This window comes from Dactylosporangium sp. NPDC005572 (assembly GCF_040605515.1).
Classification (GTDB): domain Bacteria; phylum Actinomycetota; class Actinomycetes; order Mycobacteriales; family Micromonosporaceae; genus Dactylosporangium.
The window spans coordinates 1-13,432 of sequence record NZ_JBEXCY010000277.1; the positions used below are offsets into that span (position 1 = coordinate 1).

5 protein-coding genes are annotated in these 13,432 nt (G+C 76.9%); 3 read left to right on the forward strand and 2 right to left on the reverse strand.

Annotation, left to right across the window (positions count from 1 at the left end):
• Positions 1-328 (forward strand): helix-turn-helix transcriptional regulator (locus ABZS66_RS55900; protein ID WP_354772184.1); only part of this gene is annotated, 328 nt, incomplete at its 5' end.
• On the opposite strand, the gene ABZS66_RS55905 is transcribed toward ABZS66_RS55900, so the two are convergent.
• Complete coding sequence (locus ABZS66_RS55905) at positions 262-2,904, reverse strand: AAA family ATPase (protein WP_354772186.1); 2,643 nt, start codon at positions 2,902-2,904, stop codon at positions 262-264. The genes ABZS66_RS55900 and ABZS66_RS55905 overlap by 67 nt on opposite strands.
• Before the next feature lie 177 nt (positions 2,905-3,081).
• Here ABZS66_RS55905 and ABZS66_RS55910 point away from each other — a divergent pair, with 177 nt between their 5' ends.
• On the forward strand, positions 3,082-3,525 hold the full coding sequence (locus ABZS66_RS55910) for a nitroreductase family deazaflavin-dependent oxidoreductase (protein ID WP_354772188.1): 444 nt from the start codon (positions 3,082-3,084) through the stop codon (positions 3,523-3,525).
• Between the two features lie 36 nt (positions 3,526-3,561).
• Here the strand turns inward: ABZS66_RS55910 and ABZS66_RS55915 are convergent, their stop codons facing one another.
• Positions 3,562-4,311 carry an alpha/beta fold hydrolase gene (locus ABZS66_RS55915; protein WP_354772190.1) on the reverse strand — a complete coding sequence of 250 codons (750 nt, stop codon included), beginning with the start codon at positions 4,309-4,311 and terminating at the stop codon, positions 3,562-3,564.
• A gap of 110 nt (positions 4,312-4,421) precedes the next feature.
• Between ABZS66_RS55915 and ABZS66_RS55920 the strand changes: the two genes are divergently transcribed.
• On the forward strand, positions 4,422-13,430 hold the full coding sequence (locus ABZS66_RS55920; protein ID WP_354772192.1) for a type I polyketide synthase: 9,009 nt from the start codon (positions 4,422-4,424) through the stop codon (positions 13,428-13,430).
• Positions 13,431-13,432 lie beyond the last annotated feature (2 nt).

The window sequence follows — 13,432 nt, forward strand, 5'->3', positions numbered from 1 at the left end:
CCGGCCCCGCGCGGCCGCGGACCCGTTCGGCGCCGGGACCGATCCCGGCGGCGATGCCGGGGCCCGGGCGCTGAGCGAGGCCGAGCTGCGCGTCGCGGCCGTCGCGGCGCAGGGGCTCACCAACCGCGAGATCGCCCAGCGGCTGTTCCTCACCGTGAGCACCGTCGAGCAGCACCTCACGCGGGCGTACCGCAAGCTGGGCATCACCCGCCGCACCGAGCTGCCGCGGACGCTGTTCGCCACCGCGCCGGCGCCGGCCGTTCAGGCCGTGTCGCGCTCCAGCGCCACCGAAAGGCCGGAGCGGCCGCGCACGCCGAGCTTCTTGTAGATCCGGGTCAGGTGCTGCTCGACCGTGCTGACCGTGATGCTCAGCCGGCCGGCGATCTCCCGGTTCGTCAGCCCCTGGGCGACGAGCGTCGCGACGCGCAGCTCCGCCTCGCTGAGGCCGTCCAGGGGCCGCGGCACCGCGCCGGGGTCGGCCCGGTCCGCGCCCGCGAGCCGGCTGGACATCCGCAGCGTGAGCCGCGCCTGGTTGTGCTCGCCGACCTCCCGCAGCGCCTGAACGAGGTGCGCGAGGGCGTCGGCGAGCTCGTGCCGGTCGTCCCCGGCCCGCAGGGCCTCGACCGCATCCTTGAGGATCGCAGGGCGTTCGGCCGGCTCCGAGGCGGCGGCCAGCACCCGCAGCGTCATGCCGCGGGTGCGCTGGTTGTGCTCGCCGAGCAGCTCCAGCTGCTCCAGGGCGAGCTGCCGGGCGCGCTCGGGCTGCTGGGCGGCCAGGTGCAGCTGGGCCGCGTCAAGGCGCCACGGCAGGAACCCCGGCACGTCGCGGTCCCAGGCCAGGCACAGGCTGCGGCACGCGTCGAAGTCGGCGGCCGCGGCCCGCTGGTCGCCCCGCGCCAGGTGGTAGTAGCCGCGCGCCCGGCGATAGAACAGTCCCGCGGGCGTGTCGAACATGAGGTCCGGCACCGGTACCCGCAGATGCCCGGCCGCCTCGTCCAGCGCCCCCTCGTGGACCGCCAGGCGCACCAGCAGCGACAGCGGCAGCCCGACCATCACGCCCCAGCCGGGCGGCGGCAGCAGCGCCATCGCGCGGCGGGTGTGCCCGGCCGCGTCGTCGAGCTCGCCCTGCCGGTAGCTGATCATCGCCCGGATCACGCCGAACAGCGCCGACCACACCGGCAGCCGGCGGTGCTCGGTCTCGGCCAGCAGGGCGTCGCACCAGTACGCCGCGCGGTCGGTGTGCTCGGCCCGCAGCAGCACCTCCACGGAGATCCAGATCGGGCCGAGGGAGTCGGTGCCGAGCTTCGACTGGCGCAGGATGCGCTCCGCCATGGCCAGCTGCTGCTCGCTCGGGGGCCCGGTCAGGTACTCCACGATCGCCGCCGCCTGCCGGTACGTCTCGCGGGCCGCGTCCGGCGCACCGGGCCCGGTGCAGCGCGAAACCGCACCCGGGAACAGGTAGAACAGCTGGGCCGCGCTGCTGTAGCGGGCCATCACGGTGCCGAACTCGCCCTGCCCGGGCTCGGCCGGCACCCGGTCGAGCAGCTCGAGCGCGTCGTCGACGGCACCGAACCACATCAGCGCGGACACCAGCCGCAGCACCGCCGTCCCGTCGAGCAGCCCTCGCCGGGCCGCCGCCACCAGCTCCGGCAGCCACGGACGGCTCCGCTGCGGGTCGAGCCGCCACTGCGCCCCGACCTGCAGCGCCCGGACCGCCGCGCGCTGCTCGTCGCCGGTGCAGCAGGCGTCGGCGACGGCGAGGCAGTCCAGGGCGAAGCCGAGCTCGTCAGTGTCGAGGGCCCGCCCGGCCGCGTCGAGCAGCACCGGCACGATCCAGTCGCGGCCGTCGTCGTCGGGGCCGGGCCGGGCCGCGACGAGCTGGCGGGCGACCGCGACGACCGACGCGTCGGCCCGGTGCAGCACGTCGGCGGCGCGGCGGTGCAGCCCGAGCCGCTCCTCGGGGAGCATCCCGTCGAGGACCGCCTCCCGGGCCCGCGGATGGCGGAACCGTCCCGCCTCGATCAGGCCGGCCTCGGTGGCGGCGTTGGTGGCCCGGATCGTCGACCACAGGTCCTGGTTGAGCAGCTCAGCCAGCACGGCCGGCGGGGTCGTCTCGTCGAGCACCGCGAGGGCCCGGGCCAGCTTGACCAGTGACGCGGTGCTGCGGTGCAGGCACAGCAGGACGGCGTCGCCGAACGCGGCCCCGGCCACCGGCCCGGGCACCAGCCCGGGGGCCGGCCCGTCGGCGGCGTCGCGGTCCTCGACGAGCGCGGCGAGCAGCCGCGGGTTGCCGCCGCTGGCCTCCAGGTAGGCGTCGACGACCCGGTCCGCGACCGGGTCGCCCAGCCGCTCGCGCAGCACCGCGGCGGCCGCGTCCCGCGACAGCAGGCCGAGCCGCAGCTGGCGGGTGTGGGGCTGGCTGAGCAGCTCGGCGCGGAACTGCGGGGACAGCAGCCGCTCGCTGACCGACTCGGTGAGCACCACGAGCACCGGCGGGTGGCGGATGCGGCGGGCCAGGTAGCTCAGGAACGCCAGGGACTCGGCGTCCGCGTGGTGGACGTCGTCGACGCTGACCACGAGCGGCGCACCGGGCCGGTCCGCGGACAGCGCCGCCATGATGTCCTGGTGCGCGGCGCGGGCGGGGTCGCCGGCCGGGGCCGCCCCGGCCGCGGCGAGCAGTTGGCGCACGATGCCGAGAGGGGCGGTGCGGCCGGAGCGGCTGGCCACGACCCGCACCACGCGGGCGCCGCGGTCGCGGGCCTGCGCGGCGAGGCGGCGCAGCAGCTCGGTCTTGCCCGCGCCGACGGGCCCGCTGACGAGCACGACGCCGCCGCGTCCGCTGACGGCGTCGTCGAGCGCGCCGGCGAGCTGATGTCCGGCGGATAACCATTGCTCCGGGCTCATGTGCGACGTCCCCCGACCAGCCGCGACGAAACCAAAGTGCGATATATGAAACCATGGTCACTTCTGCGTGGTAACCCCTATTCGGGCAAGGGGTTACGGCCCGGCGGAGCCTCTCGTACCATGACTGCGCGAACGGCAACCGAAATGATCTCCGACGCACAGTGTGGAGCTCCCAGCGTGCCTGCTTACGTCCAGCAACCCGGTCAATTCGCCGTACGAGTATTTAACCCGATCGTCATCTGGCTGACAAAGCTCGGCATCAATGCGGTGGGCGCTCGCATCCTGCTCGTGCCCGGCCGCCGGTCAGGGCAGGTGCGCAGCACGCCGGTGCAGGTGCTCGCCGTGGACGGCGGGGAATATCTGGTCGCGCCGCGGGGCCACACGCAGTGGACGCGCAATCTGCGGGCGGCCGGCGGGGGCGAACTGCAGATGGGCCGGAAGACCGAGCACTTCACCGCGACAGAGGTCGATGACGCGGTGAAGCCCGAAATCCTGCGAGCCTACGTGGCGAAATACAAGCAGGCCAATCTGTTCCGTATCTCGGGACCGCAGGAGTCGGACGAACGGCTGCGCGAGATCGCACCCGACCACCCGGTCTTCCGGATCACCCGCACCGGCTGAACGCCCGGGAATCGGCTGTTGTACCGGCGGCGCCGCTCAGCCCCGCGCGGGGGCCGGGCGGCGGTACAGCTGCGCGCCCAGGTGCCGGGCCACGTGCGCGGTCAGCGGCCGGCGCTGCTCGTTGAGGTAGAAGTGCCCGCCGGCGAAGAAGCGGCTCTGCACCGGGCCCGCCGCCAGCCGCCGCCACGCGTCGACCTGCGCCGGCGGGGCGACGTGGTCCTCCGCGCCGCCGAGCAGGAACAGCGGGCAGCGCACCGGCTCCGGCGCGGCCGGCCGGTAGGCCTCGAACGCCTCGAAGTCGGCCCGCAGCGCCGGCAGGAACGCGGCCATCATCGACTCGTCGGCGAACACCGCGTCGGGTATGCCGCCGTAGCCGCGCACCTGGTCCAGGAACGCCCGGTCCGGCAGGCCGGTGATGGACCCGCCCGCGCGCGGCAGGTGCGGGGCGGCGGCGCCGCTGAGGAACAGCGCCGCGGGGTCGAGCCGGTGGTGCAGCTCGTAGGCGAGCAGCGCGCCGAAGCTGTGGCCGAAGAAGGCGTACGGCAGGTCGAGGTACGGCTGCAGGGCCGCGTCGAGGGCGTCCACCAGCGGCCCGACCCGGGTGAAGGCCGGCTCGCGCAGCCGCCCGCGCCGGCCCGGCGGCTCGACGAGGCAGACCTCGAGCTCCTCCGGGAACTCGCGGGCCCAGCCGGCGTAGACGTTCGCCCCGCCGCCGGCGTAGGGCAGGCAGAACAGGCGCATCCGGGCGACCGATGACGGCCGGCGGAGAATCCAGCGGTCGTTCACCCGCCGAATGCTAGGCGGCCCGCGCCCCGGCCCGGATCCCCCTACCGTCCCCTAGCCTCGCTTTAGCACCGGGCAAGCGCGGGTTAAGGCGCGGCTTCGACGATCGCCCCGTGGGACTTGCGGATGCGGCGAAGACAGAGATTGCAACGGGCCGGCCGGCGGGCGAGCCGATCGCGGTCATCGGCGTGGCGTGCCGCCTGCCCGGGGCCGAGGACCCGGCGGCCTTCTGGCGGCTCCTGCGCGCGGGCGGCGACGCGGTGGGCGCGGCCCCGCCGGACCGCGGGCTTCCCGACGGTACCGTCGGCGGCTTCCTGGACCGCGTCGACGGCTTCGACGCCGCGTTCTTCCGCATGTCGCCCCGCGAGGCCGCGGCCACCGACCCCCGGCAGCGGCTGATGCTCGAACTGTCCTGGGAGGCCCTCGAGGACGCCCGGATCCTCCCGGGCTCGCTCGCGGGCAGCCGCACCGGCGTCTACCTCGGCACCATCTGGGACGACTACGCGGCCCTGACCGGTCTCGCCCCCAGCGAGCACTCGATGGCGGGCGTCGGGCGCGGCATCGTCGCCAACCGCGTCTCCCATGCCCTGGGCCTGCGCGGTCCCAGCCTCGTCGTCGACACCGGCCAGTCCTCGTCGCTGGTCGGCGTGCAGCTGGCGATGGAGAGCCTGCGCCGCGGCGAGACCGACCTCGCCATCGCCGGCGGCGTGAACCTCATCCTCGCCCCGCACAGCGAGCTCACCGCCCGCCGCTTCGGCGGCCTGTCGCCGACCGGCCGCAGCCGCGCCTTCGACGAGCGCGCCGACGGCTTCGTCCGCGGCGAGGGCGGCGCGGCGCTCGTGCTCAAGCCGCTGTCCCGGGCCGAGGCCGACGGCGACCGCGTCTACGGCGTGCTGCTCGGCGCCGCCGTGAACAACGACGGGCCCGGCGACGCGCTGACCGTCCCCACCGTGCCGGGCCAGCGCGACGTCATCGCCGCCGCCTGCCGCGACGCCGGCGTCGAGCCCGCCGCGGTCCGCTACGTCGAGCTGCACGGCACCGGCACCCGCGTCGGCGACCCGATCGAGGCCGCGGCCCTCGGCGCCGCGCTCGGCGCGCACCGGGCCGGCGGCGCGCCCCTGGCCGTCGGCTCCGTCAAGACCAACGTCGGGCACCTCGAGGGCGGGGCCGGCATCGTCGGGCTGCTCAAGACCGTGCTGTCCGTGTGGCACCGGCACCTGCCGGCGAGCCTGCACTTCCAGGCCCCGAACCCGCAGATCCCGCTGGCCGAGCTGGGGCTGCGGGTGCAGGCCGAGCCCGGCGAGTGGCCCGGCGGCGAGGGTCCGCTGGTCGCCGGGGTGTCGTCGTTCGGCATGGGCGGCACGAACTGCCACGTCGTGGTGGCCTCGGCCGCGGTACCGCCGGATGGGCCCGAGACCGGCGAACCTCCGCTCGCCGTTCCCGTGGTGCTCTCCGGCGCGAGCGAGGCGGCCCTGCGCCGGCAGGCCGAGCGGCTGCGTGACCACCTGCGCGACGAGCCCGGCACCGGCCCGGCCGACGTCGCCTGGACCCTCGCCACGACCCGCACCCAGTTCCCGTACCGGGCCGCCGTCGTCGGCCGCACCGCCCCCGAGCTGCTCGCCGGCCTGGACGCGATCGCGGCCGGACTCCCCGCCGCCGGCGCGCTCACCGCCCGCGCGAGTACCGGCGGGCGCCTCGCCGTGCTCTTCCCCGGCCAGGGCGCCCAGCGCCTCGGCATGGGCCGCGACCTCGCCGCCGCCAGCCCCGCCTTCGCGCGCGCCCTCCACGACGCCTGCGACGCCCTCGACCCGCACCTGGACCGGCCGCTGCGCGACGTCATGTGGGCCGACCCCGACGGACCCAACGCCGGGCTGCTGCAGCAGACCGGGTACACCCAGCCGGCGCTCTTCGCCGTGGAGCGCGCGCTGTACCGGCTGGTCGAGACGTGGGGCGTCGAGGCCGACCTGCTCGCCGGGCACTCCATCGGCGAGCTGACCGCCGCCCACGTCGCCGGCGTGCTCGACCTCGACGACGCCGCCCGGCTCGTGACCACCCGCGCCCGGCTCATGCAGCAGCTGCCGCCCGGCGCGATGGCGTCCGTCGCCGCCGCCCCGGACACGCTCGCGGCGCTGCTGGCCGAGCACCCCGGCGTGGAGATCGCCGCCGTGAACGCCGCCGACGCGACCGTGCTCGCGGGCCGGCCCGAGGCGATCGACGCCGTCGTGGTGCGGCTGGAGGCCAGCGGCGTGAAGGTCCGCCGGCTCGCCGTCAGCCGCGCGTTCCACACCGCCGACATCGAGGCGGCCCTGCCCGACTTCGTCACGGCGATCGCCGGGCTGCCGTACCGCGCGCCGCGCATCCCCGTCGTGTCGAACCTCACCGGCGAACCCGCCACCCGCCTCACCGAGCCGCAGTACTGGGCCGAGCACGCCCGCCACGCCGTGCGCTTCGCCGACGGCGTCGCCACCCTGGCCGGGCTCGGCGTCACCCACTGGCTCGAGCTCGGCCCCAGCCCGGCGCTCACCCCGATGGTGCGCCGCCACCCGGAGGCCGGCCGCGGGCACCTCGTCACCACGCTGCGCCCGGACCGCCCCGAGCCCGAGGCGATCGCCGGCGCGGCCGCCGCCCTGCACGCCTCCGGTCGCGAGCTCGACTGGACCGGCGTGCTCAGCCAGCCCGGGCGGCCGGTGGACCTGCCGACGTACGGCTTCGTGCGGCAACGGCACTGGCTCACGCCCGCCGGTACCGCGGAGCCCGCACCTGCCGCGCGCCGGCCCGAGGCGCCCGAGGCGGTGGCCGGACCGGCGTTGGACGTGCTCGTCCGCGGGCATGTGGCGGCCGTGCTCGGCGTCGCCGACCCGGCCGAGGTGGACGGTGACCGGCCGCTGCGCGACCTCGGCTTCGACTCGGTGCTCACCATGGAGCTGGCCGACCGGCTCGGCACGGCGCTGGGCCGCACCGTCCCGGTGAGCCTGATCTACGACCACCCGACCCTCGACACGCTCGCCGCCGGGCTACGCCCCGGCGACGACGACGAGGAGTTCACCGCGGCCCGCGCCGACGACGGCGAGCCGATCGCGATCGTGGCCATGGCCTGCCGGTACCCCGGCGGCGTGCGCTCCCCCGAGCAGCTGTGGCGGCTCGTGGCCGACGGCGGCGACGGCATCACCGGGCTGCCCACCAACCGCGGCTGGGACCTCGACGGCCTCGCCGCCCAGGGCATCGCCACCCGCTTCGGCGGCTTCCTGCACGACGCCGACGAGTTCGACGCCGACTTCTTCGGCATCTCCGCCCGCGAGGCCGCCTCGATGGACCCGCAGCAGCGGCTGCTGCTGGAGACCTCGTGGGAGGCGTTCGAACGGGCCGGCATCGACCCGGCCGGGCTCAGCGGCCAGCCGGTCGGCGTCTTCGTCGGCGCCATGTCGCAGGAGTACGGCCCGCGCCTGACCGACGGCGACGACGCCACCGGCGGCTACCTGCTGACCGGCAACACCGCCAGCGTCGCCTCGGGCCGGCTGGCGTACGTCTTCGGCCTGCAGGGCCCGGCCGTCACCGTCGACACCGCCTGCTCCTCCTCCCTCGTCGCGCTGCACCTGGCCGGTCGGGCGCTGCGCTCCGGCGAGTGCGACCTGGCCCTGGCCGGCGGCGTGTGCGTGATGGCCGCGCCCGGCATGTTCGTCGAGCTCACCCGGCAGGGCGCGCTCGCCCCCGACGGGCGGTGCAAGTCCTTCGGCGACGGCGCCGACGGCACCGGCTGGTCCGAGGGCGTCGGCATGCTGGTCCTCGAGCGGCTCGCCGACGCCCGCGCCAACGGCCACGAGGTCCTCGCCGTCGTGCGCGGCTCCGCGGTCAACAACGACGGCGCCAGCAACGGCCTGACCGCCCCCAACGGCGTGTCGCAGCAGCGGGTCATCCGCCGGGCGCTCGCCGACGCCGGCCTCGCACCGTCCGATGTGGACGCCGTCGAGGCCCACGGCACCGGCACCCGCCTCGGCGACCCGATCGAGGCCGGCGCACTCCTCGCGACCTACGGCCGGGACCGGCCCGCCGACCGTCCGCTGTGGCTCGGCTCGCTCAAGTCGAACATCGGCCACACCCAGGCCGCAGCCGGCGTCGCCGGGGTCATCAAGATGGTCGAGGCGATGCGCAACGGGCGCCTGCCCCGCACCCTGCACGCCGACCGGCCCTCGCCGCACATCGACTGGTCCGGCGGCGCGGTCGCGCTGCTGACCGAGGCCCGGCCGTGGCCGGAGCCCGACACGCGACCGCGGCGGGCCGCCGTGTCCTCCTTCGGCATCTCCGGCACCAACGCCCACCTCATCCTGGAGGAGGGCACGGCCGCGGTACCGGCGCCGCCGCCCGGCGACGACGAGCCCGCCGGGCCCGTGCCGCTGCTGCTCTCGGCCCGCTCCGGTGACACCGTCGAGGCCCGCGCGGCCCAGCTCGCCGATCTCCTCGACGACGAGACCGTGCGCCCCGACCGGGCCGCGTGGAGCCTCGCCGCCCTCGGCGCCCTACCGCACCGCGCGGCCGTCGTCGGCACCGGACGGTCGGCCCTGCGCGCCGGGCTCGCGCACATCGCCGCCGGCCCCGGGGCCGCCCCGGTGGCTGCCCCGCCCGCCGACGGGCCCGAGGAACCGGCGACCGTGGTCCGCGGCGTCGCCCGGCCCGGCCGGATCGCGTTCGTCTACCCCGGGCAGGGCGCCCAGTGGGCCGGCATGGCGAGCCGGCTGCTCGACGAGTCCCCCGTCTTCGCGGCCCGCATCGCTGCATGTGCCGCCGCCCTGGAGCCGTGGATCGACTGGTCCCTGGAGGCCGTCCTGCGCGGCGAGGCCGAGGACTGGCTGGAGCACGCCGACGTGCTGCAGCCCGCGAACTGGGCCATGATGATGGGCCTCACCGCGCTGTGGGCCGAGCTCGGCGTCCACCCCGACGCGGTCGTCGGCCACTCCCAGGGCGAGGTCGCCGCCGCGTGCGCCGCCGGCGCGTTCGACCTCGCCGAGGCCGCCCGGATCGTCGCCCTGCGCGGCCGGACCATGCAGGCCCTCGCCGGCACCGGCGGGATGGCCTCGGTCGCGCTCCCGGCCGACGAGGTCCGCGCCCGGCTCGCCGGCTACGAGGACAAGCTGCAGGTCGCGGTGGCCAACGGGCCGGCGGCGACGGTGGTGGCCGGGGACCCCGGCGCCGCCCGCGAGTTCGTCGAGGCCTGCCTCGCCGACGGGCTGCGGGCCAGGGTCACCGACGCCGACTACGCCTCGCACACCGCGCACGTCGAGGTCGTCCGCGACGAGCTGCTCGCTGCCCTCGGCGCCGTCGAGCCCGCCCCGGGCCGGGTCCCGTTCTACTCCACCGTCTCCGGCGACGTCCTCGACACCGGGCGGCTCACCGGCGAGTACTGGTACGAGAACCTGCGCCGAACCGTCGAGTTCGACACCGCCGTGCGCGCCCTGGCCCGCGACGGCCACACGCTGTTCGTCGAGGTGTCGCCGCACCCGATCCTGACCACGGCCGTCGACGACATCCTGGACGGCGCCGGCGCGGCCGTCGGCACCCTGCGCCGTGACGACGGCGGCCCGGCCCGGATCCTCGCCGCGGCGGCCGGCGCCTGGTGCCACGGCGCCCGCGTCGACTGGCCGCACGCGCCCGCGTCCCGCCGCCGGGTGACGCTGCCGCCGTACCCGTTCCGGCGCCGCCGTTTCTGGCTCACCGGTGCGACGGGCGGCGACCCGTCCGCGTGGGGTGCCGCCCCGACCGGCCACCCCCTCGCCGGTGTGCGGATGACGCTCGCCGAGGACGACGGGTTCGTGCTCAGCGGACCGGTCTCCGAGGCGGCCCACCCGTGGCTGAGCGGCCACGTCGCCGCCGGGCAGGTCCTCGTGCCCGGCACCGCGCTGCTCGAGCTGGCCCTGCACGCCGCCGAGACCGCGGGCGCGGCCGGCGTCGCCGAACTCACCGTCGAGGCCGCCCTCGCGGTCCCGCCCGGGTCCACGATGGACCTGCAGATGACCGTCGCCGGCCCGGACGCCGCCGGGGACCGCCGGTTCAGCATCCACGCCCGCCCGCGCCACGGCGACGGCCCGTGGACCCGCCACGCCGGCGGGGTGCTCGCCGCGGACCTGCCCGGCGAGCCGACCCCCGAGCCCGGGCCGTGGCCGCCGACCGGCGCTGCCGCCGAGGCCATGGACGACGTGTACCCGCAGCTGGCCGGGGCCGGGTACGAGTACGGCGAGACGTTCCGCGGCCTGCACGCCATGTGGCGTCACGGCGACGAACTCTTCGCCGGGACGCGCCTCGCCGCGGACCTGCCGACCGCCGGGTTCGGCCTGCACCCGGCCGTCCTGGACGCGGCCCTGCACCCGCTGCTGCCCCGCGACGCCGGCTCGGCCACCATCGACCTGCCGTTCGCGTTCCACGACGTGCGCCTGCACGCCCGCGGCGCCGACGCGCTGCGGGTGCGCCTGTCCCCCGCCGGGCCGGGCACATACCGGCTGCGGGCCGACGACCCGGCCGGCGCGCCCGTACTGACCGGGCAGGTCACGCTCCGCCCGGCCCGCCTCGACCAGCTGCGCCCGGGCGGACGGGGCGCACCGCCGCTGTACGAGGTCGTCTGGCCCGTCCAGCCGGCGGATGCCGCCGCCGACCCGGGGCAGCTGCGGGTCGTCGCGGCGCCCGCCGGACCGGACCTGCACGCCGTCGTCGCCGCCACGCTCACGCTCGTCCAGGAGCACCTGGCCGCCGACGACGACGGTCTGCTCGCCGTGACCACCGTCGGCGCCGTCGAGACGCTCCCCGGCGACGTCGTCGACCCGGTCCAGTCGGCCGTCTGGGGGCTGGTGCGGTCCGCGCAGACGGAGCGGCCCGGCCGCCTGGTGCTCGTGGACCTGGCCGCCGACGACACCGGCGACGGTCTCGAGGTGGGTGTGCGGGCGGCCGTGGCGGGCGGCGCCGACCAGATCGCCTGGCGCCGCGGCACCGCCCACGTGCCGCGCCTCGCCGTCGCCGCCCCGCCGCTGCCGGTCCCCGCCGAACGGCCGTGGCGCCTGGAGGTCAGCGAGACCCGGACCGTCGCCGACGTGGCGCTGCGGCCGTACCCGGCCGCCGGCCGGCCCCTCGGCGACGGCGAGATCCGCCTGGACGTGCGGGCCGTCGGCCTGAACTTCCGCGACGTGCTCATGGCCCTCGGCATGTACCCGGGCGCCGACGAGATCGGCAGCGAGGCCGCCGGCGTCGTCGCCGAGGTCGGACCCGGCGTGACCGGCCTCGCGCCCGGGGACCGGGTGTTCGGCCCGTTCCGCGACGCGGCCGGCACGACCGCCGTCGTCGACCACCGCCTCGCCCTGCCGGTCCCCGACGGCTGGAGCTACGCCCAGGCGGCCGCGGTCCCGGTCACGTACAGCACCGCCTACGACGCCCTCGTCCACGTCGCCGACGTGCGGCCCGGCGACCGGGTCCTCATCCACGCCGCGGCCGGCGGCGTCGGCATGGCCGCGACCCAGATCGCCCGGCGGCTCGGTGCCGAGGTGTTCGTCACCGCCAGCCCCGGCAAGTGGGCCACCCTGCGCGCGGACGGCTACGACGACGCCCATCTCGCCAGCTCCCGCACCACCGAGTTCGCGGCCAGGTTCCGGGCCACCACCGCCGGGCACGGCATGGACGTCGTGCTCAACTGCCTCGCCGGCGAGCTCACCGACGAGTCCCTGGCGCTGCTCGCCGCCGGCGGCCGGTTCGTCGAGATCGGCAAGAACGACCTGCGCCCCGCCGACGAGGTCGCGCGGCGGTACCCCGGCATCACCTACCAGCACTTCGACCTCTTCGAGGAGCCCGAGGAGCGGCTGCACGCGACCCTCGCCACGATCCTCGAATGGTTCGCGGCGGGCGACCTCGTGCTCCCGCCGCTGACGGTCCTCGACGTGCGCCGCGCCCCGACCGCGTTCCGGCACCTGCAGCAGGCCCTGCACACCGGCAAGCTCGTGCTGACGGTGCCGCCGCCGGCCCGCCCCGACGGCACCGTGCTCGTCACCGGCGGCACCGGCCTGCTCGGCGGGCTCCTCGCCGAGCACCTGGTCCGCACCGGCCGGGCCCGGCACCTGCTGCTGGCCAGCCGCTCCGGCCCCGGCGCGGCCGGCGACCTGCCCGCCCGCCTCGAGGCGCTCGGCGCGACGGTCGACGTGGTCGCCTGCGACGTCGCCGAGCGGGACCAGGTTGCCGCGCTGCTCGCCGCGGTGCCGGCCGAACGCCCCCTGACCACGATCCTGCACGCGGCCGGGGTGCTGCGTGACGGCGCGGTCACCGGGCTCACCGCCGAGCAGCTCGGCCCGGTCCTGCGCCCGAAGTCCGACGCCGCCCGCCACCTCGACGAGCTGACCCGGGGCGGGGCCGAACCGCCCGAGCTGGTGCTGTTCTCGTCGGCGGTCGGCACCCTCGGCGGCGCCGGGCAGGCCAACTACGCCGCCGCCAACACCTACCTCGACGGGCTCGCCGCCCGCCGCCGCGCCGCCGGGTTCCCGGCCACCTCCGTCGCCTGGGGCCTGTGGGCGCCGCAGAGCGGGATGACCGGCGAGATGTCCCGGGCCGACCTGGAGCGCATCGGCAAGCTCGGCCTCGCGCCGATCCCGGCCGAGGAGGGCCTGGCGCTCTACGACGGCGCCGTCGCGGCCGGCCGGGCCCACATCGTGGCCGCACGCCTCGACACCCGCCGGATCGCGGCGGCGGACGTGGTGCCGGGCCTGCTGCGGGACCTGGTGACGGCCCGGCCCCGCACCGCCGCGACCGGCCGGGACGCGACCGGCGGGCTGGCCGGGCGGATCGCCGCCACACCCCTCGCGCAGCGCCTGCCCATGCTCGCCGACCTGGTCCGTACCCAGGCCGGCGCGGTGCTGGTCCACCCGGACCCGGCCGGCATCGACCCGGGCGTCGCCCTGAAGGACCTGGGCTTCGACTCGCTGACCTCGGTCGAGCTGCGCAACCGGCTGGCCAACGCCACCGGCCTGAAGCTGCCCTCGACGATCGTGTTCCGCCACCCGACCATCTCCGCGCTCGCTGCCCATCTGCTGGAGCTGCTGGCCGGCGTGGGGACGCGTGTCGGAGTTCCGCAGAGTCTCCCCAGGCCACTGGCTAGGTGAGG

Coding starts and splice junctions, on each gene's coding strand:
- ABZS66_RS55905 (WP_354772186.1), bottom strand. CDS start 2,904: ATGAGCCCGGAGCAATGGTTATCCGCCGGACATCAGCTCGCCGGCGCG.